At 74.0% G+C, this 22,103-nt stretch carries 23 protein-coding genes; 12 read left to right on the top strand and 11 right to left on the bottom strand.

The window, feature by feature from the left end; genetic code table 11:
* Positions 1 to 302 precede the first annotated feature (302 nt).
* Positions 303 to 1,244, top strand: a complete 942-nt coding sequence (locus ACSNOK_RS09620; protein ID WP_436780179.1) for an NAD-dependent epimerase/dehydratase family protein — start codon at positions 303 to 305, stop codon at positions 1,242 to 1,244.
* A 207-nt stretch (positions 1,245 to 1,451) separates the two neighbouring features.
* Here the strand turns inward: ACSNOK_RS09620 and ACSNOK_RS09615 are convergent, their stop codons facing one another.
* On the bottom strand, positions 1,452 to 1,874 hold the full coding sequence (locus ACSNOK_RS09615; RefSeq protein ID WP_436780178.1) for a cysteine/serine endopeptidase inhibitor: 423 nt from the start codon (positions 1,872 to 1,874) through the stop codon (positions 1,452 to 1,454).
* Between the two features lie 446 nt (positions 1,875 to 2,320).
* Positions 2,321 to 4,762, bottom strand: a complete 2,442-nt coding sequence (locus ACSNOK_RS09610; protein WP_436780177.1) for a SpoIIE family protein phosphatase — start codon at positions 4,760 to 4,762, stop codon at positions 2,321 to 2,323.
* Between the two features lie 656 nt (positions 4,763 to 5,418).
* On the opposite strand from ACSNOK_RS09610, the gene ACSNOK_RS09605 reads away from it, so the two are divergent.
* The 3 genes from ACSNOK_RS09605 (at position 5,419) to ACSNOK_RS09595 (ending at position 7,804) form a co-directional block, all read left to right on the top strand.
* Entirely contained in the window at positions 5,419 to 5,970 is a 552-nt protein-coding gene (locus ACSNOK_RS09605) for an AAA family ATPase (protein ID WP_436780176.1), read from the top strand.
* A 169-nt stretch (positions 5,971 to 6,139) separates the two neighbouring features.
* Complete coding sequence (locus ACSNOK_RS09600; protein WP_436780175.1) at positions 6,140 to 6,817, top strand: DUF4232 domain-containing protein; 678 nt, start codon at positions 6,140 to 6,142, stop codon at positions 6,815 to 6,817.
* A 384-nt stretch (positions 6,818 to 7,201) separates the two neighbouring features.
* Positions 7,202 to 7,804: a GTP-binding protein gene (locus ACSNOK_RS09595; protein WP_436780174.1), complete on the top strand. Its 603-nt coding sequence runs from the start codon at positions 7,202 to 7,204 to the stop codon at positions 7,802 to 7,804.
* 75 nt (positions 7,805 to 7,879) lie between these two features.
* On the opposite strand, the gene ACSNOK_RS09590 is transcribed toward ACSNOK_RS09595, so the two are convergent.
* On the bottom strand, positions 7,880 to 8,371 hold the full coding sequence (locus tag ACSNOK_RS09590) for a hypothetical protein (RefSeq protein WP_436780173.1): 492 nt from the start codon (positions 8,369 to 8,371) through the stop codon (positions 7,880 to 7,882).
* Positions 8,372 to 8,467: 96 nt separating this feature from the next.
* Here ACSNOK_RS09590 and ACSNOK_RS09585 point away from each other — a divergent pair, with 96 nt between their 5' ends.
* Both ACSNOK_RS09585 and ACSNOK_RS09580 read left to right on the top strand, forming a co-directional pair.
* Positions 8,468 to 9,037 carry a hypothetical protein gene (locus tag ACSNOK_RS09585; protein WP_436780172.1) on the top strand — a complete coding sequence of 190 codons (570 nt, stop codon included), beginning with the start codon at positions 8,468 to 8,470 and terminating at the stop codon, positions 9,035 to 9,037.
* A gap of 79 nt (positions 9,038 to 9,116) precedes the next feature.
* The gene (locus ACSNOK_RS09580; RefSeq protein WP_436780171.1) at positions 9,117 to 9,815 is read left to right on the top strand and encodes an alpha/beta fold hydrolase; all 699 of its coding nucleotides are present in this window, start codon (positions 9,117 to 9,119) and stop codon (positions 9,813 to 9,815) included.
* A gap of 74 nt (positions 9,816 to 9,889) precedes the next feature.
* Here ACSNOK_RS09580 and ACSNOK_RS09575 read toward each other — a convergent pair whose 3' ends face one another.
* Positions 9,890 to 10,357 carry a hypothetical protein gene (locus ACSNOK_RS09575; protein WP_436780170.1) on the bottom strand — a complete coding sequence of 156 codons (468 nt, stop codon included), beginning with the start codon at positions 10,355 to 10,357 and terminating at the stop codon, positions 9,890 to 9,892.
* An 82-nt stretch (positions 10,358 to 10,439) separates the two neighbouring features.
* A complete protein-coding gene (cynR, locus tag ACSNOK_RS09570) occupies positions 10,440 to 11,348 on the bottom strand; it encodes a transcriptional regulator CynR (protein WP_436780169.1) in 909 nt (302 codons plus the stop codon).
* 123 nt (positions 11,349 to 11,471) lie between these two features.
* On the opposite strand from cynR, the gene ACSNOK_RS09565 reads away from it, so the two are divergent.
* Both ACSNOK_RS09565 and cynS read left to right on the top strand, forming a co-directional pair.
* Positions 11,472 to 12,104 carry a carbonic anhydrase gene (locus tag ACSNOK_RS09565; RefSeq protein ID WP_436780168.1) on the top strand — a complete coding sequence of 211 codons (633 nt, stop codon included), beginning with the start codon at positions 11,472 to 11,474 and terminating at the stop codon, positions 12,102 to 12,104.
* Between the two features lie 138 nt (positions 12,105 to 12,242).
* A complete protein-coding gene (gene cynS / locus ACSNOK_RS09560; RefSeq protein WP_436780167.1) occupies positions 12,243 to 12,713 on the top strand; it encodes a cyanase in 471 nt (156 codons plus the stop codon).
* An 11-nt stretch (positions 12,714 to 12,724) separates the two neighbouring features.
* Here cynS and ACSNOK_RS09555 read toward each other — a convergent pair whose 3' ends face one another.
* Positions 12,725 to 13,774: a hypothetical protein gene (locus ACSNOK_RS09555; RefSeq protein WP_436780166.1), complete on the bottom strand. Its 1,050-nt coding sequence runs from the start codon at positions 13,772 to 13,774 to the stop codon at positions 12,725 to 12,727.
* A 124-nt stretch (positions 13,775 to 13,898) separates the two neighbouring features.
* Here ACSNOK_RS09555 and ACSNOK_RS09550 point away from each other — a divergent pair, with 124 nt between their 5' ends.
* A complete protein-coding gene (locus ACSNOK_RS09550; RefSeq protein ID WP_436780165.1) occupies positions 13,899 to 14,486 on the top strand; it encodes a TetR/AcrR family transcriptional regulator in 588 nt (195 codons plus the stop codon).
* 432 nt (positions 14,487 to 14,918) lie between these two features.
* Here ACSNOK_RS09550 and ACSNOK_RS09545 read toward each other — a convergent pair whose 3' ends face one another.
* The 4 genes from ACSNOK_RS09545 to ACSNOK_RS09530 all read right to left on the bottom strand — a co-directional run bounded on the left by ACSNOK_RS09545 (position 14,919) and on the right by ACSNOK_RS09530 (position 16,789).
* Positions 14,919 to 15,110 carry a CsbD family protein gene (locus tag ACSNOK_RS09545; RefSeq protein WP_436780164.1) on the bottom strand — a complete coding sequence of 64 codons (192 nt, stop codon included), beginning with the start codon at positions 15,108 to 15,110 and terminating at the stop codon, positions 14,919 to 14,921.
* A gap of 150 nt (positions 15,111 to 15,260) precedes the next feature.
* Positions 15,261 to 15,599, bottom strand: a complete 339-nt coding sequence (locus tag ACSNOK_RS09540) for a DUF3140 domain-containing protein (RefSeq protein ID WP_436780163.1) — start codon at positions 15,597 to 15,599, stop codon at positions 15,261 to 15,263.
* A 58-nt stretch (positions 15,600 to 15,657) separates the two neighbouring features.
* Positions 15,658 to 16,137, bottom strand: coding sequence for a DUF523 domain-containing protein (locus tag ACSNOK_RS09535; RefSeq protein ID WP_436780162.1), 480 nt, complete (start codon positions 16,135 to 16,137; stop codon positions 15,658 to 15,660).
* Between the two features lie 142 nt (positions 16,138 to 16,279).
* Positions 16,280 to 16,789: a DinB family protein gene (locus ACSNOK_RS09530; protein WP_436780161.1), complete on the bottom strand. Its 510-nt coding sequence runs from the start codon at positions 16,787 to 16,789 to the stop codon at positions 16,280 to 16,282.
* A gap of 160 nt (positions 16,790 to 16,949) precedes the next feature.
* On the opposite strand from ACSNOK_RS09530, the gene ACSNOK_RS09525 reads away from it, so the two are divergent.
* The 3 genes from ACSNOK_RS09525 (at position 16,950) to lepB (ending at position 19,878) form a co-directional block, all read left to right on the top strand.
* Positions 16,950 to 17,507, top strand: coding sequence for an NUDIX domain-containing protein (locus ACSNOK_RS09525; RefSeq protein WP_436780160.1), 558 nt, complete (start codon positions 16,950 to 16,952; stop codon positions 17,505 to 17,507).
* Between the two features lie 189 nt (positions 17,508 to 17,696).
* The gene (gene galE, locus ACSNOK_RS09520; RefSeq protein ID WP_436780159.1) at positions 17,697 to 18,710 is read left to right on the top strand and encodes a UDP-glucose 4-epimerase GalE; all 1,014 of its coding nucleotides are present in this window, start codon (positions 17,697 to 17,699) and stop codon (positions 18,708 to 18,710) included.
* Positions 18,711 to 18,948: 238 nt separating this feature from the next.
* Positions 18,949 to 19,878: a signal peptidase I gene (lepB, locus tag ACSNOK_RS09515; RefSeq protein ID WP_436780158.1), complete on the top strand. Its 930-nt coding sequence runs from the start codon at positions 18,949 to 18,951 to the stop codon at positions 19,876 to 19,878.
* An 87-nt stretch (positions 19,879 to 19,965) separates the two neighbouring features.
* On the opposite strand, the gene ACSNOK_RS09510 is transcribed toward lepB, so the two are convergent.
* A complete protein-coding gene (locus ACSNOK_RS09510; protein WP_436780157.1) occupies positions 19,966 to 21,891 on the bottom strand; it encodes an ABC transporter ATP-binding protein in 1,926 nt (641 codons plus the stop codon).
* Positions 21,892 to 22,103: the final 212 nt, after the last annotated feature.

Genomic DNA, 22,103 nt, shown 5'->3' with positions numbered 1-22,103 from the left:
AACCGCGCCCGTGACGGGGGCACCCTCAGGCGCGTAGTCCGCCGGATCGTCGCGTTCCGGTCGGTACGGGTGCCCGTGCGGCCTCTCCCGGGCGGCGGAAAACGGCCATACCGCGTTGCACCGGAGAAGCCGGATCGCGTTCACGGGAGAGGCTCCCGCACGGGCGGGGCGACTGACGGAGACCGCTCGCCCCATCGTCACCAACCGCTTCATCCAGCGCACTTCGGCCCCGGAGAAGCTCTCCGTCGACCTCGGTTCGGGGCGCCCGCGAGGGCGTCGGGCGTACGCGCTAGGGTGCGCCGGTGGATCTTTACATCGTCGTCGGGTTCGGGCCCGCCGGAGCGGCCACGGCCAGGCTGCTGGCCGGACAGGGCCACGCGGTACGCGTCGTCACCAGGTCGGGCCGCGCCCCCGAACCCGGCATCGAGCACATCGCCTTGAACGCGGCGGACGGGGCGCGGCTCACCGAGGCCGCCCGGGGCGCCACCGCGATCTTCGGTTGCGCGGCACCGCCCTACCACCGCTGGACGAAGGAGTGGCCGCCGCTGGCCGAGGCGCTCTGCGAGGCGGCCGAGGCGACCGGAGCGGTTCTGGTCATGCTCGGCAACCTCTACGGCTACGGCCCGGTGGACGGGCCCCTGACCGAGGACCTGCCGCTCGCGGCGACCGGGCCGAAGGGGCGGGTGCGCGCCGCCGCCTGGGAACGGGCGCGGACCCTGCACGAGCAGGGGCGCGTCAAGGCGGTCGAGGTACGGGCCTCCGACTTCTTCGGACCCGGCGTGACCGACGGCGGTCATCTGGCCGGGCGTTTCCTGCCGCCGCTGCTCCGTGGCAAGGCGGTCGGCGCGCTCGGCGACCCCGACGCCCCGCACAGCTGGAGCTACCTCCCCGACGTGGCCCGAGCCCTGGTGGAGGTCGCGGGTGACGAGCGGGCCTGGGGGCGTGCCTGGCACGTGCCGACGGAACCGCCGCTGTCCGTGCGGGAGATGGCGGACCGCCTCGCCGCCGCGGCCGGTACCCCGCCGGTCGCCGTCCGCGCGACGCCGCCGGCCGTCCTGGGCCTCGCGTCGCTGTTCTCCCCGCTGCTCCGCGAACTGAAGGAGATCCGCTACCAGTTCGACCGGCCCTTCGTCGTCGACTCGGCCGCCTACCGGTCCGCGTTCACGGTTCGCGCCACGCCCGTCGACGAGCAGGTCGAGGCGACGGTCGCGTGGTGGCGAGAGCGCCTGGCCGCCGGCGCCTGACGCGGGTCCGCCCGCCGCACGGCGGACGGGCGCGGGACTTTTCCGCTCCGTACGAGGAAAGAGGAAAAGCGCGTCGGCTGCTTTTCCGTTCCGCGCTCACAGCGGCATCGGCAGGAATGGATTCCGTGCTTCGACCCGGCCGAACGCCGCCCGCCGGGCCCTCGTTCCCGTGAGGGAAAAGGGCCCGGCGTTTTGTGCTGCGGAAGGTCAGCGGACGAACTTCCAGGTGATCCCGTTGACCACACCCCGGTCCAGCGGCGCGAGCTTCCGGAACGCCGTCTGGCTGAGGTCTATGTGCGTCCGGTCACAGGACGGACACTTGTCCCTGACCGGTACACGTATGGTCTTTCCGTTGTACGAGACCTCCACCGAAACGCCTCTGCACAGCGGGTCGTTGTTCGGGTTCGGGCTGGTCCACCAGGCGGCGGGCACCGCGACCAGGTCCTGTGACGAGGCGTCGATCGGCGTTCCGCAGGCGCCGTAACCCTTGTCGTTGTAGTACGTCATCTTGCCGGTCATCGTCTGGCCGATCGGAATGTCGGCCGACGCCGGCCCCGCGCCGAGGGCGATACCCGTGGCGGCGGCGACCAGAGCGCAGGCGGTGAAGCGGGCGCGCCTGAATTCACGCATGGTGATGTCTCCTCCTGAGGCAGGGGAATACGACACGCGAAGCCGGAGCCGGAAAGGAATCCTCGACCCGGTCGTCGACGGGGTCTTCGACGCGGCCGCCGGCTTCGGGACCCATGGATTTCACGGCCCTCGGTGTTCCCGCAACCCCCGTTGGCCTCAGTTGTCCGGAACTGAGTGCTCTATGAACTCAGTTGGGCCGGAACACCATCGGTCCGTCCGAAAACCCACCGGAACACCCGGGCACGGCGAAACACCCTGGTACGGTGAAACATCCGGCACGACGGACGTCGGCATGGCGACGGCGGAGACCAGGAGACGGAGGGGACGTCAAGCGGAGGGATTCGGCTCGGCGGCCCTCAAAGCGCCGACGACTCACCGGCGTCGGGGGCGGTCAGAGGCCCGCGCGAGCGCCCGTACGCCGCCGCGTTCCCCCCCCCGTGCGGGGCTTACACCCGCCCGTCGTCCGGTACGGGCTCCGGGGGGAGGTGGACGGAGAGCAGGCACACGTCGTCGCGCTGTTCGTCGGGGAGGAGGCGGGCGAGCAGGGTGTCGAGGGAGCCGACGCCGCCGCGCGTGGAGACGCTCCGGGCGGCCTCCAGGAGCCGGTCGAGGCCGGCGTCGAGGTGTTCGCCGGGGCGCTCGATCAGCCCGTCGGTGTACATCAGCAGATGGTCACCGGGCTCGATCCGGCAGGTGGCCTCCTCGTAGGAAGGCCGCAGGGTCGCGCCGAGCAGGACGCCTTCGGGCGGGGTCAGGTACTCGGGCTTGCCCTGCCGGAGGAGGAGGGGCGGCGGGTGGCCGGCCTGGGCCCAGGTCAGGCAGCGCTCGGTGGGGTCGTACCGCCCGAGGACCATGGTGGCCGTGGCGTGCCCGTCGGGGGTGTGCAGCAGCAGGGTGTTGAGCCGGTGCAGGGCGCCGGTCAGCGACGAGCCGGTGAACACCATTCCCTTGGCGGTGAAGCGCAGTTGCGCCATGGTGGCCACCGCGTCGATGCCGTGTCCGGCGACGTCCCCGACGGCGAAGAGGACGCAGCCGTCGGGCATCTCGACGGCGCTGTACCAGTCGCCGCCCACGCTGAGGTCGTCATGGGAGGGCAGGTAGGCGACGTCGACGCGGAGGTCGGCGAGGTTCAGCGACTGGGTGGGCAGCGGCAGCAGCGCGTGCTGGAGCCGCGCCGCCACCAGGCGTTCCGTTTGGAGCACGTTGCGCTGGGCGAGCACCGCCTGCTGGGACTCCAGCAGGGCCAGCTCGGCGCGGCGCCGGGCGGTGAGGTCCTGGATGACGCCGTGCACCTCGACGGGCGTGCCGTCGGCGTCCGGCACGGTCTCTGCGACGACGCGGAGGTGCTTGACGCCGGCGGCCGTGGCGAACCGGAACAGGTGGTCCATGGGCGCTCCGTCGTCGAGGAGCGCCTGAATGGCCCGGGCGAAGTCCGGCAGGTCCTCGGGCAGCAGGTGGCGCGGCAGCTCGTCGAGGCGCATCGGCCCCAGCGAGCGGTCGCGGGCCAGGATGTCGTAGACCTGCGGTGACCAGGTGACGGTGTCGGTGGCCAGGTTCCAGTCCGTCCAGCCGAGGTTGCCGAGCCGCTGGAGGTCGGCGAGCAGCTCCCGCTGCCGGGTCTCGGTGTCGTGGCCGGTCCAGCAGACGACGAGGGAGTCGCCCAGCCGCGCCACCCGCACCGAGTAGACGGACTGGCGGCGGACGCCCGCGACGACCTCCTCGTAGGCGAACGGCTCGCTCTGGTACGGCTGCCCGGTCTCCAGGGTGTGCAGGTAGCCGTGCCAGGCCGAGGAGCCGGCCATGGTGGGGTAGCACTCCAGGACGCGCAGGCCGACGAGCTGGCGGCCTCGCCGGCCCGCGACGTCGACGGACTGCGGCGCGGCGGCGTCGATCCGGAAGTCCTCGACGTCGCCCGCCGCCGACCGCAGGGGCGTGAGCAGGGCCGCCGGCCCCATGAGCGCGTCGAAGACGGCCTGGACGTGTTCGGTCAGGGGCGGGCCGGGCCGGCCGTCCGGTGTGTCGCACATGTGCAAGCTCCCCGCGCAGAGTCGCGCCACCGCCCGCAGCAGTTCCCGGAGGGCGGGGTCGAAGGGGGCGTCGACCGTGCGGAGGACGCCCAGGGCCGCGGTGACCGTGCCCCCGGTGACCACGGGGAGCCAGGCCCGCGTGGACCACCGGTCGGCCGGCTCGCCGATCAGGTGGTACCGGAGCGCGTCCCGCTCGGGGTCCTCCAGCCAGACGGCCTCGCCCCGGCGGACGACGTCCTGCGCGGCGATGCCGCGGACGGGCGGCACCGACCTCCACTGGGCGGCGAGGGCGGCCCCGACACCGGCATGGCCGCCGAGGTTCAGCACTCCGTCCGGGGTGCTGAGGAAGACCATCACGGCGTCGGCGTGCACCGGCGCCCCCGCCAGGTGGTTCAGCAGCGTCCCGGCGAGCTCCCCGAGACCCGTGACGCGGGCCAAGGCCTCGCCCACGGAGCCCAGGACCTCCGCGTGCGTCCGGTGCGCGCCGGCCCGCGGCGGGCCGGCGCGGGTGTACCGCACGGGGTCGAACACCGAGCCGCCCTCCGGACCGGCCGCACCGGGAGCCTTCCGGGCGGCGGGGACGGCGCCGCTCTGCGGCAGGTCGCCGAGGACGATCCAGCACTCCTCTATCAACGTCCGGCCGGCGGTGCGGGCGCGCCGCGTCAGGTGCTCGTAGGCCGCCGCGGCGGAACAGTCGGAGCGCGCCATGAGGACACCCTTGGCGCGTTCGAGCACCGCCGTGGTGGAGGACAGCTGCTCCAGCCGCTCGTTCTCGGCCCGTAGCTTGGCCACCACCTTCGCCAGTGCGACGACGTCGGGTTCGACGCCGGACTTCTCGTCCCGGACTGACTCGCTCGTCACGCCCCGAGCATGGCACAGACGGCTGCCGTCCGGCCCGTTTCCGCACATCAGGGCGAGTGGTCGGCCGGACGTTCGGGGTGTGACGCGGTGCTCCGCCGCTCCGCTCATGGTCCCAGGAACCGCCGTGCCCGGGTAGGGAGTTCGAGAACGGCCGGCTCGGCGGCCACCGGAGAGAGGGGAGGCCGCCCGGGGTCGGTGGAATCGGCCGGGGGCCGGCGGGCGGCTTCGCCGCCGGGAAGGGGACGAACCGGTGCGAGATCCGCATGACGGCCGCCTCACTCCTCGCGAACGCCTCCGTACCACCGCTTTCGTCCCCCCGCCCGCTCCGACGACGGCCCGCGCGCGCGGCGCGTGCGCGCGAACGCACACGGGAAACGCCGGGACATGCCGGAGAGGACACGAAACGGTGAATCGTGCCGCGCGCGTCACGACCGGAGCGGCCCGTGGTGGACTCAGGGGCCCGGCCCGGACCCCGCTCACAGGCCTCCACGGCGGGGCGGCTCCCGGCCGGTGGCCGAAGTCCGGCCGGAAGTCCCGACCAAAGGTGCCCTTGTTACGATCACCGCCCCGCCGTACCCGCCGGCCCCGGCTGCCGCGCCCCGCCGTTCGCCGCTTTCGGCGGAGCGGCACCCCCGGAAAGAGAAGGAGAGAGAAGAGTGCCGGAGAACTCCTTCCAGGGCCTGGCCGTCGACACCCGGCCCGCCCCCGCCGTCTATCTCGTCGTCGGCATCCCCGGATCGGGGAAGAGCTCGGTATCCGCCGCGCTCGCCCGGCGCTTCCCGCTCGGCGCGCACATCGAGGGGGACCAGCTCCAGGAACTCATCGTCTCCGGAGGGCGCCTGCCCACACCGGAGCCGGACGCGGAGGCCGACCGCCAGCTGCTGCTGCGGGCCCGGAACGCCTCCGTGCTCGCCCGCAGCTTCCACGCCGGCGGGGTCGTCCCCGTGATCGACGACGTGGTCGTCCGGCGTGCGCACCTCGACTACTACCTGGAGCGGTTGGAGGGCCTGCCGCTGCACCTCGTCGTCCTCGCGCCCACGGCGGAGGTCGTCGCCCGCCGGGTCGCCGAACGGGACAAGGTGCTGGCCGACGACTGGTCGTTCCTCGACGAGGCGATGCGGGCCGAACTCGGCGGGCTGGGAACGTGGTTCGACAGCTCCGAGATGACCCTCGGCGAGACGGTCGACGCGATCCTCGCCAAGGGCTGAGCCTCCCGATCCGCCACCCCGGCGCCTTCGCCCGGGGCCGGCGCGCCCACGCACCTCGGGCGTGCCCGCCCGGCGCGGGAGCGTCCGCGCGTCGTCCTCCGTGCGCCTCCCGCTGTCCGGCCGCGCCACCCGAAACGGTCGTGCGCGGGCACCGTGAGAGGATCGGCCGATGAACCGGACGATGCGGAACCACCCCTTCGCCCTGCTGCTGATACTCTCCTCGGCCGCCGCGCTGACCGCCTGCGGGCGGTCCGATCCCGTGCCGAGCGTCCGGGCCCAATCGCTGCCCACCGCCGGCGTGCCCACGGCCCCGGCCCGCCCCTCGCCCTCCGACTTCGTGCTGACCGGCCCGACCCGGCGGCCGCCGAGCGGCGCCGCCCCGTCCGCTGAGCAGCCGTCCCGGAGCACCCCGGCCGCATGCCCGCCCGAGGGCCTGCGGGTCACGGCCGAGTCCGTCGAGGGCGCGATGGGTCTGCGCAGCATGACCGTACGGCTGGACAACTGCGGCGCCCGGCCCCGCACCGTCGAAGGCCATCCCCGCGTCCGCGTCCTGGGGGAGCGGGGACGGGTCCTCGACGTGACCGTGCACGACGACCTCACGGCCGTCGCCGCTTCCGGCGTGCCCAATACCCCGTCCCGCCCGGTGACCCTGCGGCCCGGAGCGGCGGCCGTGGCCGTGGTCCTGTGGCGCAACACGCTCGAACTCGGCCGGACCCCGCAGCTCGGCCGGCACTTGGAGGTCACCCCGGCCCCCGGCCACCGCGCCCAGGCCGTCGAGCCGGAGGGCGGCGTGGACCTCGGCAGCACGGGCAAGCTGGCGGTCGACGCCTGGCGGCCCGTGAGCTGACCGCCGGGTGGCCCCACCGGGTCACGGCACCGTCAGACCGCAAGGACGCGCGGACGCCGAACGAAAGTGCCACCGGGTGGGCGCTCGAAAGGACGTGCCACCGGGCTCTCCGGCGCGCTCGTCGTCGTAACCCAACTCGCTTGTTCCTTCAGCGGGTTGTCCATGCGCGGCGGGGCGCTTGCCGCGGTCCCGGGTGCGGGAACGCGGCCCGGTGCCCGACGCGTCCGCCCTCTCCGTGAGCCTCCCGCGCTCCCGGCGCCCCGTCACGCGACCGTATCGCGGCGGGGGCCCGGGGCACCCGGGCGGTACGGGCGCCGGAGGACGGGCCCGGAAGGCACCGAGCGGACAGGGAACACCGGACAGGCCGAACGAGAGGACGTGCTCATGACCGGGGAACGCGGGCGGCCACGCCACAGGAAGCACAGGACCATCGGGACCATCGGACACCGGGGGCACGGCAAGACCACACTGGCCGTCGCGGCGGGGAAGGCCGCGGCGAAGACGTACCGGCAGGACGCCGGCGCCGTCGAGCGGATCGTGGAGGCGGCGGGCAACACCCGGGCCGCACTCGCCCCGTACAGCACCCACAGCGCGTACGCCACGCCCGGCTGCCACTACACCCACTTCGACACCGCGGCCCGCCACGTCGGCGACCTGCTCGATCAGACGCCGTTGGACGGCGTCGTCCTCGTCGTCTCGGCGCTCGGCGCCGTGCCCCCGCAGGCCCGCGAGCACCTGCGCCTCGCCCGGGGCGCGGGGGTGCGGCGGCTCGCGGTCTTCCTCAACAAATGCGACGCGCTCTCCGGCCCCGAGGCGGCCGAACAGGCGGAGGAAGCGGTCCGCGCGCTCCTCCGCGAACAGGGGCTCGACGAGGACCGGGTGCCCATCGTCCGCGGCTCCGCCCTGCAGGCACTGGCCGGGGACATGTTCTGGGAGGCGTCCGTCATCGAGCTGATGGAGGCTTTGGACACCCGGATGCGCGCCTGACCCGGTGATATGTCGCGGCGCCGGCGACGCGGGACCTGCTCCGGGACCGCCGGGGCCGGGCCGACGCCACCCCCGTCAGCCCGCGAAGCAGAAGACGCACCCCTCCAAGAGAGGCAGTGAGCCGAGCACCCGGTGCCGTACGCACGAGGCCGTCGCCGCCTCGTCCGGGCCGGGGAAGGACTCCCCGTCGTCCCGGGCCGTGGCCGGGTCGAACCCCTCGACCAGTTCCCGGAACCGGCGCAGGTACTTCTCCGCGTACGGCGGAAAGTAGTCCAGTTCGTCCCAGCGGTGCCGGCGCAGTGCCAGATCGATGACCCGCAGCACGAAGTCCTTGGCCGCCGCCCGCTCGCGCGGGGTCCGGCCCCAGTCGAGGTCCGCGAGGTCGAAACCGACGGCTCCGCGTCCCATGACGGACTGGTCCTGCCGGGCGAGCAGAGCGGCGAATCGGAAGTCCCAGGGATTCTCGGCCAGTTCGGACACCGCCAGGGTGAGGACGTCGACGAAGACCGCCGTGCCCCCGTTGGAGAGGTACAGGCGGAGATCGCCGGCGGAGAAGACGTTGCCCATCCCCTCAGCCTACGGCCGGCGTGCGGGCCGCGAACGCCGGGCCGACGACCCGGAGCCGGTTCCGCGCCCGGGCGGGCCCACGGGCATCATGACGGGATGTCCGGCCTGCTGTGGAACGACGTCAAGCACCTCTTCGACCCCGACCTGATGGGCGCCCTCCCGGACCTGAGCGTGCCGGGCACCTCGGTCGCGGACTGGCAGGCGGTGTTCGACCTGGTCCGGTCGAGCGGGTGGGAGTGGGAGTACCGGGTGGGCGGCGGCCCCGCGCCCCTGCCGCCCGCCGCCGAGATCCTGGCGCGGCCCCCGGACGATGACGGCGACGGCGGGGACGGCGGTGATGACGGCGACGGCCGGGACGGCGGAGACGACGGCGAGGGCGCGGGCCACCTGCGCGTCCGCCCGGCACCGGACGTCACGGTGATCTTCTGGCCGGTCTCCGCCGACACCGTCGACTTCGACGTCGACCTGCGGGAGCTGCGCGGGCAGCGGGGCGTGGACGTCCTTTGCGGGGTCCTGTGCGCGATCGGCCGCCGCCTGGACAAGCCGGTGACCATGTCCCCCGAGGGCGCCGACCGGGATCCCGTGCTCGGCTACGACCCCGCCACCGACCGGGTACGGCCACTGGCGGATCCCGGGCCGTTCGCACGCGCCGTTCCCGCCGGGTGAGACCGGTGCGCCGACCGACCCCGCCCGTCGCGCGGAAATCCACGAGCGGCGCGTCGGGCCGCTTCGCTACCGTGCGGCCATGGTGACCTTCGTACTGGTCGCGGGAGCGCGGCTCGGGGCCTGGGCGTGGGACGACGTCGTGCCGCACCTCCGTGCGGCCGGGCACGGCGTCCGTCCGCTGACCCTGTCCGGCCTGGCCGAGAAGCGGGACGTACCGGCCGGGCAGCGGACCCACGTCCGCGACGTCGTCGACGAGGTGGAGCGGCGGGACCTGCGGGACGTCGTCCTGGTGGGGCACAGCTACGCGGGGATCCCGGTCGGCCAGGCCGCCGGGCGGATCGGCGACCGGCTGCGGCGCGTGGTGTTCGTCGACGCCGAAGTGCCGGCCGACGGCGCCTCGTTCCTCTCGGCGTGGCCGGACGGCGGGGCCGCGGTGACGGCGCGGATCGCCGAGAACGGGGGCCACTGGCCGGTCGCGCCCACTTCCCACTACGCGGGCCACGGGCTGACGGAGGAGCAGATCGCACGGATCGTCGCGGGCTCCACACCCCAGCCCGGCGCCACGCTGACCGAACCCGCCCTCCTGGACCGGCCCCTCGCCGAGTTGCCGGCCACGTACGTCCTCTGCCGTCTGGCCGGCGCCGAACCGCCCCCGGCGGTGGCCGGATTGTGGGCCGGCGGACACTGGGAGCGGGCCGAGATGGACACCGGTCACTGGCCGATGTTCTCCCGCCCGCGCGAACTGGCGCGGCTCCTCCTCGCCGCGGCCGACGCCTGAGCGGCCGGCGCCTGAGCGGCCGTACCCCGTCACGCGGGGCGTCTCCCGGCGCGGTCGCGTGCCGCCGTCCGGGCTCAGCGGACCAGCGGTGAGGCGCGGGCCACGAACTCCTCGATGGCCTGCCTCGCCCGGGCGTCCCGGGCGTCGTGGCCGTCCTGGTCCCGGGCGTTGGAGATGTCCAACGTACGCGCGTAGGCATGCTTGGCCGCCGTGTTCACCACCGGGTCGTCCGTCAGGAGACGCACCCGGTACAGCGCCTGACGGGCCGCCGTACGGCGGCGGTGGGCCTCGTCGCGCGCCGCGACGAACGCCTCGGTGTCCGGGGACTCCAGCAAGCGGTACCAGCGGTCCGCCTGGCCGTGCCGGTAGTCCTCGACCGCCTCGGCGAACGCGCTGTACGTCGTCAAGCGGTCCCGCCGCAGCGCCTCCGACCGGGCGAACGACTCGCCGCGCTGGGCGACGCGGCGTTGCAGGAAGTGCGTGATCAATGAGCCGAGCAGCGTCCCCGCGACCGCTACGGCACTCGTCCATATGGCTTCCACGGTGACAGATGATCACGCGAGGGCACGGTGTGGCCATGGGGCGATGGCCGGGGCCCGTCGCTTCCCGGCGGCACCGCGCCGCTCACAGCGTCGGCGCGTGGCCCGGCGTGCGGACGTGCTCGTGGGCGAGGCGGGTGAAGGCGTCGGCGGCGGCACTGAGGTAGGCGGCCTCCCGGCGCAGCAGGGCGACGGTACGGGAGGGGAGGGGCGGCCGGACGGCGACGGGGGTCAGACGGGGATCGTCCCGCGCGATGGCGTCGGGGAGAACGGTGGCCAGCCCGGTGCGGCGGACGATCTCGGTGAGCGCCTGGAGGGAGTCGGCCTCGACCGCGATGCGCGGGCTCACCCCGTGCCGGGCGAAGTAGGCGTCGATATGCCCCCGGGTCGCGAAGACGGGGCTGAGCAAGGCGAGTTCAAGACAGCCGAGGTCGGAGGCGGAGAGAGGCGGGGCAGGAGGTGCGGTGTGGGTCCGAGGGCCCGTGACGACGCTCAGTGTCTCGGTGAACAGCGGGGCCGCCGCGATGCCCGGCTGGTGCGGGCCGTCGAAGGCGATGCCCAGGTCGAGGTCGTCCGCCAGCAGGGCCGCCTCCAGCTCGTCCTGGGCCATCTCCCGGACGGTGAGCGTGAGGCCGGGGTGGCGGGCGTGCAGTGCGGCGATGAGGGGGCCGACGAGGTACGCGGTGAACGTCGGGGTCGCCGCCAGGCGCAGCCGTCCGCGCGACAGGTCCCGGACGTCGTGCACGGCCCGTTCGGCGGCGGCGATGTCACGCAGGGCGCGCCGGGCGTGCCGGACGTAGACCTCCCCGGCGTCGGTCAGCCGGACGGAACGGCCGGTGCGGTCCAGCAGCTGGGCGCCCACCGTGCGCTCCAGCTGCTTGATCTGCTGCGAGAGGGTCGGCTGCGAGATGTGCAGGTCCTCGGCGGCACGGGTGAAGTTGCGGTGCTCGGCCACCGCCAGCAGATAGCGCAGATGACGCAGTTCCAGGGCCATGGGGCAACCATAGACGAAACCAATAGGGCGCATGCCCGACAGCTCTTGGACTCTATAGCCGCTGGTCGTGCAGGGTGGAGGACGTCAGCCGCACCAGGCTGGCCCTCACCGAAGGGAGCGATCATGCACGACCTCGCCCGGGGCGTCGCGCGGTTCCGCCGCGACGTCTTCCCGGCCAAGGCGCGCCTCTTCGCCCGGCTGGCCGACCGCCACGCACCGCACACCCTGTTCGTCGGCTGCTCCGACGCCCGGGTCCCACCGGAACTGATCACCCAGGTCGAGCCGGGCGACCTCTTCGTCATCCGGACGGCGGGCAACATCGTCCCGGCGTACGCGCCCGGCGCCGACGGGGTGGCGGCGAGCGTCGAGTACGCGGTCGCGGTGCTCGGTGTCACCGACATCGTCGTCTGCGGTCACTCCGGCTGCGGTGCGATGACCGCCCTGGCCGAGGGCCGCGACCTGCGAGGCACCCCGGCCGTCGCGGACTGGCTGCGCCACGCGGACGCCGCCCGGGCCCGCGTTGCCCCCGGTGCGGACGTACCGGCCGCGCCCCTTGACGAGGCGCTCCCCGCGTTGGTCCGCGCCAACGTCCGGGCCCAGTTGGCGAATCTGGCCACGCACCCGAGCGTGGCCGGGGCGCTGGCCCGGAGCGCGGTGACCCTGCACGGCTGGGTCTTCGACATCGCGACCGGCGCCGTGTCGGTCGAGGAGCCGGCCGCCGGGCCCGCCTTCGCGGACGCCGCGCTGCCCGCCTGACCCCTCACGCCGCCCCCCTCTCACCGGCCCTCCCGCGCCGACGAGGATCCGCGGGCGACGGCCACCAGCCGACGCCGTACGCCTCCGCGCACCGGCGTCCCCCCACACACACGCACCACACATCGAAGGGAAACCATCATGCTGCACGCCCAGTTCGACCCCACCGCCCGTCTGCGGCTCGCCGAGACCGCCGTGGCGGCCAAGACCCGCCGGGACCTGACCTGGCAGGAGATAGCCGACGCGGCCGGGCTGTCCGTCGCCTTCGTCACCGCCGCCGTCCTCGGCCAGCAGGCGCTGCCGGAGGAATCCGCGCGGGCCGTCGCCGAACTGCTCGGCCTGGACGACGAGGCGGTGACGCTGCTGCGGACCATCCCCACCCGCGGTTGCCTGGGCAACGGTGTCCCGACCGACCCGACGATCTACCGCTTCCACGAGATGCTCCAGGTGTACGGCACGACCCTCAAGGCCCTGGTGCACGAGCAGTTCGGTGACGGCATCATCAGCGCCGTCAACTTCCGGCTCGACGTCAAGAAGGTCGCCGACCCGGAGGGCGGGGAGCGCGCCGTCATCACGCTCGACGGCAAGTACCTGCCCGCGAAGCCCTTCTGACCGCCCGCCCCTTACCGGGCGCCCGCCTCCCGCTCCGCCATGGCCCGGTAGCGGGCGGCGAGCGCGTGGAACGCCGCCTTCGGCTCCCAGGGCAGGTCGGGGCGGGTGCGGGCGGTGGCGGGGAAGCCGCCGTCCTCGGCCAGGACCTTGACGATGGCGTAAGAGGCCATGTCGAGATCCTGGCCGGTGGCCGGGCGGTGCCGGTGGGGGAAGGAGTAGCCGGCGAAGCCGAACCAGAAGAGGGTGTCGACACCCTCCTCCTCGAAGACGGGCAGGAGGTCGTCGAGGTAGCGGACCTGCTCCTCCTCGTCGCGCACCAGGTCCGGCCTGAGCGTGACGCCGTCCGGTTCCATGGCCACGTACCACCCGGCGCCGCCCAGGTCGCCGGCGCCCCGGAAGGTGCAGCACCCCACCTCCAGGATCGCCACCGGCTTGCCGTGGACGCTGTCCCGGCGGAGCTCCTCGCGGTAGGTGGCGGCGTTGCGCAGGCTGCGGAAGTGGTTGAGGCCGACGATGTCGAAGGGCGTCCAGTCCACGCCGTCCAGCGGGTTGGAGGCGTAGCTCAGCGGCCCGCCGAAGACCGGCCGGACGGTGGCGACGACGCGGTCCAGAAAGGCGTTGACCTTGCCGGGCATGCCCGCGAGCGCCGCTTCCCGGCCGGGGCCGGCCAGGACCGGTATCCGGTCCTTGAGCAGATCGCCCGGCAGGTAGCCGCGGGCGAACACGCTGAACTCGCAGCCGGTGACCAGACGGACGTCGGCTTCGTCCCGGCGCAGCCGCTCGGCGCGCTCGGCGCAGTCGACGAGGTACGGCAGCATCTCGTCGTTCGTCATCTCGCAGGGGAACGGCGAGTACCAGACCTCCAGCCCGGCCTCGGCGGCGTGGCGTGCGGCGACGTCGATGCGGTCCGGGTCGCCGCCGGTGATCCGGACGGCCGAGCAGTGCAGTTCGTCCGCGATGACCCGCATCTCGCGTGCGACGACGCGGGGGTCGAAGGCGGGGCGGGAGCTGTCGCCGTTGGGGAAGGTGCCGGTGTCGTAGTGGACGCCTCTGCCGCGCATGCCACACTCTCCAATAAGAGTCACTGTGTATCTTAAGGGCGCGATTAAGATACATCACGTGTCTAAAGAGTCCAGGGATACGGAAACGCGAGAGCCATCGGAGCGCGCGGATGGGGAGCCCGCCGTGCGCCGGCGCCGCCGAGGCGCCGAACTGGAGGCGGCCCTGCTCGAAGCCGCCTGGGACGAACTGGTCGCCGTCGGTTACGAAGGGTTGACGTACGAGGCGGTGGCCGCCCGCGCCGGCACCAGCCGCCCGGTCCTCTACCGCAGGTGGCCGGCCAAGCGGGAACTCGTCCTCGCCGCGCTGGGGCACCGCACCCCGCCCCTGCCGGACGCGCCGCCCGACACCGGCGAACTGCGGGGCGACGTCCTCGCCGTGCTGCGCCTCGTCGTCCGGCGGATGGCCGAACTCGCCCCCGTCCGGCAGGTGCTCGCCGCCGAGACGGACCGGGGCACGGATCTGTCCGCCTACCTCGCCTCCCGCAACCGCGATCCGGGCGGCGACTGGATGCGCACGGTCCTCGACCGCGCGGCCCGTCGCGGCGAGCTCGCCCCGGCGGCGCCGCTCCCGGACCGGCTGGTCACCCTGCCGGTGGTCCTGACCGTCCACGACCTGCTCGTGGCCCACCGCACGCCCGCCGAGGCCGACTTGGAGGAGATCGTGGACGAACTGTTCCTGCCGCTGGTCCGGCGCGGGAGCGGCGGCGGCTGACGCTCGCCGTTCCCGGCGATCCCCGGCCGCGACGCACGTCTCGGCGGACGCCGGGGCGGTGGTGTCGCGGGGGAGTCGCCCGGCCGGACGCCTTGCTCCGCGAGCGAGCCGCGACCTCACGGCCGCGGTCGGCGGCGAGACGTGCACGCGGAGCCCGGAGGTGTTGGCGCCCTGCGGGCGCCTCATCTCTTACGGGAGTGCCGCGGAAGCGTGGCGGCCGGGGCAGCCGCAACCGTTCCCCCGGACGGCCTCGGTGGCTTCGGTCGCGGGCGCCGTCCGCCTGCCCGGCACGGCCGAGTCCCCCCCCTTCGCGGAGGCGCATCGCCTCGCCTCGTCGAGACGCTCCCGCCCACGGGCGAGCCGCTCCCGCGCGCGGCCGGCCGAGCGCCCGCACATGGGTCCGCCGGCCCGGCCCGGGCCGGCGGACCCATGTCACCTGCCCTTGTGCTGCTTCCGCTCCGCCGCGTGCCGGGCCTTCGCGACCGCGTCGTGGAGCTCGCCCTTGGCCTTCTGGAGGCGGCCTTCGGCCTGCGTCTTCCGGTCGCCGGTCATCCGGCCCAGGGTCTCCTTGAGCCGGCCCTTGGTCTGGTCGGTCTTGGCCTTCGTCCTGTCCTTGGCGCTCATGTCGGCGCTGCCCTTCGCTTCGCTTGCAGAGGGTCCGGAGACGGCCGCCGCGCGGTACGTGTGCGCCGTCCGCCCCGGTCTTTCAGTGTCGTCCGGCCCGGCGCGGCCCGCACGCCGTGGCGCGGGAGGCGGGGCCGGGCCGGCTTCGGCTCAGGACGGCTTCAGCGGGTCGTGGCCGATGTTCATCAGGCCGTGGCGCCACTGCGTCCCCCCGGCCTCCGGCTCCCGGTCCGGGCTGCGCTGGGACCGGACGACGTCGCAGACGCGCCGCATGACCCGCGCGTCCTCCTCGGTGAGGTCGGTGCGGCGCTTGGCCAGGATGTCGAGGACCTGCCGCCCGGTGCGCGGCCCGGCGCGGTCGGGGACCTCCTCGGTCCGTTCGCCCGCCGCCTGGACGTTCAGCCAGTCCTGGAGCTCGCGGGACGTCATGTTCACCGCCGCGTGGAACTCGTCCCACAGCTCGGTGCTCACATTGCCGGACGCTGCCACTGTGCCTCCTTATGGCGGGAAAGTGCCGATGGGGCACGCGTTGCCGATCGCCGGGCGGCTAAACGGGCCCGGGGGAGCCGGCCCGGGGCCCCACCCCCGGCGCGGGACGCACGGCGATCCCGTTCCGCTGCAGCAGCGCGGCCGTGACACCGTCGCCCGGCACGAGCCGCCCGCCGAACGAGCCGTCGTATACCGCGCCCCGCCCGCACGACGGGCTGCGCGGCATCAGCAGCGCCTCCGAGCACCCCGCCCGCCGCGCCGCCGCCAGGGCGCGCCACGCCCCGGCCACGAACTCCGCCGTCACGTCACGTCCGGTGTCCTCGACGACACGCGCCGTCCCGTCGAGCACGTCGTGCCCGTCGCCGCCGACCGACTCCGCGGGCCGCCGCGGCGTCGCGAGCCCGCCGGCGACCTCGGGGCAGAAGGCCACCACCGTGCGCCCGGCCAGTGCCTCCGCCACCTCGGGCGCCGCCTTGTCCCGCCCGTCGAACCGGCAGGGGATCCCTCGTAGACACGCGCTGACCAGGATGGGTTCCATACGGCGAGGCTAACCGGGCGGGGCCGGGAACCGGCGGCCCGGGGCGCGGAGTTCCGCGCCTGCCGACCGGTCGTCCCCGACGGCGGGAGAGCCGGGCCGCGGCACGGGCCGGTCGGGCCCGCCGGGGAACCGCCGCCCCCTGTCAGGCCCCCACCGTGCCGTCGATGCCCTCCCGCAGGAGGTCGGCGTGCCCGTTGTGGCGGGCGTATTCCAGCAGGACGTGGACCATCGCCATGCGCAGCGAGACCCGCTGCCCCCACCGGGGCTGGAGGCCCGTCGTGTCCAGGTCCGGCGCCGCGGCCTCCACGCGGCGGGAGTGGGCGACCTCGGCGTCCCACGCGGCGAAGGCCTCGGCGCGGGTCGAGGAGGACGCGTCGTACGCCGCCTGGTAGTCGGTCCGGTCCGACCAGACGAGCGGCAGGTCGTTGTCCTCGAACACGCGGCGGAACCAGGCGCGTTCCACCTCCGCGAGGTGGCGGACCAGGCCGAGGAGCGACAGCGTCGACGGCGGCATCGGGCGGTCGCGCAGCTCCTCGTCGGTGAGGCCCGCGCACTTCCGGGCGAGGGTCGCGCGGTGGTAGTCCAAGTAGGCTCGCAGCGTCTCCCGCTCGTCTCCGGTGGTGGGCGGGGGGACGCGGTCGTCGGGGGTCATGTCTCGCACTCCGGTTCGCCTTCGGTGGTGGGGCAGGTCTATCCCGGCGGGCCGGGAGGCGCAAGGGCCCGCCCCCGAGCCGCCGGGCGCGGAACCGGCGGGCGGCCGGGTCGTTCTCAAGAGGCCAGTCGCCGCTACGGGTCCGGGAGAACGACGAGGGATGGCCGACGACAACGGAAAGTGCCGGGGCTGGGAGCGGCTCGGTACGGACGTGCTGTACCGCGGGGACCACCTGACGCTGCACCGCGACCGCGTCCTGCAGCCGGACGGCGTGCCGGGGACGTACGAACGCCTCACGCTCGCGGACGGCGCCCGGGTGGTGCCCGTCGACGACGAGGGCCGCGTCGCCCTGGTCGAGGACGACTTCGCGCCGCTCGGCCGGCGGCTGCTGCACGTACCGGGCGGCGGAGTCGCCCCCGGCGAGCACCCCGAGGCCGCGGCGGCGCGCGAGTGCGAGGAAGAGACGGGCCGGCGCCCCGGCACGCTCCGGACGCTGGGCGTCTTCCACGCGCTCCCGTCCCGGACGTCGGCCGTCACCCACCTCTTCCTGGGCACCGCCCTGCGCCCGGGCACCCTGCGCCGGGACCCGACCGAGGCCGGCATGCGGGTGTGCTGGATGCCGCTGGACGAGGCGCTCCGCGCGGCCGGGGCGGGAGCGGTGACGGAGGCGGGCACGGTGATCGGGCTGCTCATGGCGGCGCGGCTGCTGCTGTCCTGAGCGCCGTCCGTGGCGGGTGAGCCGCGTCCCCGTCCGGTGGCGGGGCGGGTGCCGAGGGGCGTCACGCGGGGGCCGGTGAGCGGCGGCGGGCCGGGTGGCGCGATGATCTCCTGAGGCCGCGGTCCCCGCGGAACCACCGCGTCCGTGGCGTCGGGGCGGGGCCGGCCACGGAACGAAAAGGAGTGGGACATGTCGTATTGGCTCGTCGCGGGCGGTGCCGGATTCATCGGCGGACACGTCGTCAGGGCCATGCGGGAGGCCGGTGAGCGGCTCGTCGTGGTGGACGACCTCTCCACCGGGAGCCGGGACGCCGTCCCGGACGGGGTCCCGCTGGTCGAGGCCAGTGTGCTGGACGCGGACGCGCTGGCCGAGGTCTTCCGCCGCTACCCGGTGGAGGGCGTGGTGAACCTCGTCGCCCGGACCCAGGTCGGCGAGTCCGTCGAACTGCCGCTGCTGCACTACCGGCAGAACGTGGAGGGCTTCCGTACCCTCCTCGCGGCCATGGACGACGCGGGCGTGCGCAAGCTCGTGTACTCCTCCAGCGCCTCCGTCTACGGCATGGTCGACGACGACCTGGTCACCGAATCCACCCGCTGCGACCCCATCAGCCCCTACGGCCAGACCAAGCTGATCGGCGAGTGGCTGGCCGCCGCCGCGCACCGCGCCCACGGCGTCGACTACGTCAACCTGCGGTACTTCAACGTCGCCGGGGCGGCGGAACCGCGCATGGCCGACGAGCGGGTGCTCAACCTGGTGCCCATGGTCTTCGAGAAGATCACCGCCGGGCAGGCCCCGGTGATCTTCGGCGACGACTACCCGACCCCGGACGGCACCTGCGTACGCGACTACATCCACGTCGCCGACATCGCCTCCGCCCACCTGGCCGCCACCCGCTTCCTGCGCGGACGGCAGGGCGTGGCCCGCACCTACAACGTCGGTCGCGGCGAGGGCCTCTCGGTACGCGAGCTGATCGCCGTCATCGGCGAGGTGACGGGCCACGACACCACCCCCGTCGTCACCGCCCGGCGGCCGGGCGACCCGGCGCGCGTGGTCGCCGACTCCTCGCCGGTCGAGCGGGAGCTGGGCTGGCGCGCCCGGCACACCGTCCGCGACATGGTCGCCTCCGCCTGGGAGGGCTGGTGCCTGCGGCACCCGCACGCCCGGCTCGACGGCGAGGGGAGCCGGGCCGTTCCCACCGCGTAGGGCGGGCCTGGGTACGGCAGGGGAGCGTCGGCGCGCCGCGGACGCGGGCGAGCGCACGGCGGCCCGTAAGGGGGAGCCGCCGCGCCGCCGACGCCCCGTCATGGCGCGCTCCGGCGACGCCCGAAACGTCCGGACCCCCGCTTCGCATAGGGTGGCCCCGCCGGAATCTCCCGCTCGACGGGAACGCCGGGGCCCGAGCCGCGGACGGAGCGGGCGGTGGTCGAAGTGAGGAGTGGATGTGGGGGACGTGGCGGTGGGCGCGCGTTCGGAGCACGGCGGGCCGGAGGAGGAGCCCGTGGGCGGACCCGACGGGACGGCCGGGACGGCCGCGACGCCCGGGAACGCCGAGACGGCGGGGAAGGCCGGCGAGACCGGCAAGGCGAAGAAGAAGGGCGGCCAGCAGCGGCCGTTGTGGAAGGAGCTGCCGATCCTCGTCGTGGTCGCCCTGGTGCTGGCGCTGCTGATCAAGACGTTCCTGGTGCAGGCGTTCTCCATCCCCTCGGATTCCATGCAGAACACCCTCCAGCGGGGTGACCGGGTGCTCGTCGACAAGCTGACCCCGTGGTTCGGGTCGAAGCCCGAGCGCGGCGAGGTCATCGTCTTCCACGACCCGGGCACCTGGCTGCGGGACGAGCCGACGCCGGAACCCAACATGGTGCAGAAGGCGCTCAGCTTCATCGGGCTGATGCCGTCGGCCAACGAGAAGGACCTGATCAAGCGGGTCGTCGGGGTCGGCGGCGACACGGTGGAGTGCAAGGGGACCGGCCCGCTGAAGGTCAACGGCAAGGCGCTCGACGAGCCGTACGTCTTCCCGGGGAACACCCCGTGCAGCAGTGACATCGAGTTCAAGGTCACCGTGCCCAAGGACCGGCTCTGGGTGATGGGCGACCACCGGCAGAACTCCGCCGACTCCCGCCTCCACCAGAAGGAGCCGGGCAACGGCTTCGTGCCCGTCGGCAACGTCGTCGGCCGCGCGATCGTCGTGGCCTGGCCGATCGACCGCTGGTCCACCCTGCCCGTGCCCGACACCTTCGACCAGGACTTCGACCGGAAGGGCATCGACAAGGCGGCTGCCGCGGCCCCCACCGCCGTGGCCTTCGTCGGCGCCGTCCCGCTCGTACTGCTGCGCCGGCGGGTGGCCGTCCGCCGCGCGGAGCGGCGCGGGTAGCGGATTCGGACTTCGGACGCCGGAGGGCGCCCGGCCGCGGGGCTCGACAGTCCGCGGCCGGGCGCCCTCCGTGTGTACGGGGCCGGGTCAGCGGTCCTGCGAGAGGGCGTACAGCTCCTGGAAGAGGCCGCCGGCCGTCACCAGCCGGTCGAACGTCCCCTGTTCGGTGATCCGGCCGTGCTCCATCACCACGATCCGGTCCGCGATCCGGGTGTTGTCCAGCCGGTGGGTGACGACGATGGTGATCCGGTCCTTGGCCATGTCCTTGAGTGCCTGGAAGACCATGTGCTCACCACGGGCGTCGAGTTCGCTGGTCGGCTCGTCCAGGATGAGCACCGGCGGCCTGCGGTAGAGGGCCCGGGCGCAGGCGATGCGCTGCCACTGGCCGCCCGAGAGATTGACGCCGCCCCACAGTTCGCGGGCCAGCAGCATGTCGAGGCCCTCGGGGAACTCCTCGACGGTACGCCGGAGTCCGACCAGGTCCACGGTCTCCCACACCCGGTCGTCGTCCCAGGTGAGGGGCTGGCCCAGGGTGATGTTCTCGCGGGCGGTGAGCGGCCAGTAGGCGAAGAACTGCGGGACGAGGCCGGTCCGGGCCCAGACCGTGTCCGGGTCGACGGTCGCGAGGTCCACCCCGTCCCAGGACACCGTCCCCTCGTCGGCGGTGAACAGCCCGGTCACCAGCCGCATCAGGGTGGACTTGCCGGAGCCGTTCTCGCCGACCACCGCGACCAGTTCGCCCCGCCGCAGCGTCAGGTCGAGGCCGTCGACCGCCGGGCGGGCCTTGTTCGGGTAGGAGTACGTGACCTTCTCGAAGCGGATGGTCTCGGGGTGCGCCGGGGCCGTCTCACGGCCGCGGTTCGGGGCGAGCGCCCGGGTGCGGTCGACGAAGCGCTTCCAGTCGCCGAGGTACAGGGTGGAGTGGAAGAGGCTGGTGCAGTAGTGCACGACATTGGCGAGGTTGGCGAGGGCGGTGCGCACGGCGACGACGGCCGTGGCGGAGACGGCGAACGACACCCGGCCGGTGACCGTCAGCCACACCAGCGTGGCCCAGGCCAGCGTCAGACAGGCGCCGCCCGCGACCGCCGCGAGGAGGTTGACGCGCAGCCCCAGGCCCGCCGCCTCGACGATGCGCTCGTCGATGCGGTGGGAGACCGTCCGGTACCAGAACATCAGGTACTCGCGCATGCTGTTGGCCCGCACCTCGTCCGCCAGCCGCGGGGTGGTGACGTGCCAGCGCATCATTCCCTTGACGTTGCGGCGGGAGACGTTGGCGTAGTGGGTGCGGTGCTCGATCTTCGCCTCGGCCACCGCGCCGGCCCCGGACGGCACCACCGCCAGCACCAGCACCGGCAGCATCAGCGGATGCAGGACCGTCAGCACACCGAAGGCGGCGGCGAGCCGGATCAGGGCGGACATGAACGCCTGGGCGTCGTACAGCATCCGGTCGCAGCGGATCGCGCCCGTCTCGGCCGCCTCGTGCTCGTCCGCGAAATCCGCGCGGTTGAGAGCCGCCAGCTCCACCGAGACGACCGCCTCGACGAGGGCGACGTCGGCGGCCGTCATCAGCCGGGGTTTGAGCCGGCTCACGGCCCAGGACGCCACCCCGTACGTGACGCGGGCGACGGCGGCGGCCACCGCCACGACCACCAGGGCCGGGAGGGCCTCGCGGATGCGGTAGGGCACCAGCCCGCCGCCGAGCACGGGGCCCATGGCCCGGGCGGTCGCCGCCAGGCCGACGGCCGCCGCCACGCCGGAGAGCAACTGGCAGCCCACCAGCACCAGGACGTCGCGGCGGTCGACCTCCCAGGCCATCCGGGCGATCTGGGCCAGCAGGGCGGGGATGCGGGAACAGAGTCGGAAGAAGGACGCGTTCTCGAACGCGTCCCGGACTCCGGCGTCGCGGCATCGCACTTCCTTCGGTTCGGGCAGGGGCGGGCGGGACGGCCTGTCCGCCGCCTCCGGGGCAGGGGACGGGGCCGCCGTCCGTTTGAGCCGGTGATCGGTCGTCATGGGTGTGTGCCCCTTCCACTCGTTCGGGTGCCGTTTCCGGCGGTCCCGTGACCAACGGGGCCAAACGGGGGAAGGACACGGCGGCGCTCGAAGGTGGGCAAGCGCCGTGAAAGACCCCAACGCGCCCAATGCGGCGGACCGTTGACGATGGCGGTTGTTCTCCGGGCTAACTCACACGAAAGGGTGATAGTGCGATTGCGTCGCCCCGGCCC

Origin of the sequence: Streptomyces sp. URMC 126 (genome assembly GCF_051386555.1) — a bacterium.
Lineage (GTDB): Bacteria > Actinomycetota > Actinomycetes > Streptomycetales > Streptomycetaceae > Streptomyces.
The sequence above is the reverse complement of the archived record's forward strand: the minus strand, read 5'-3'. Positions and strand labels throughout refer to the sequence as shown.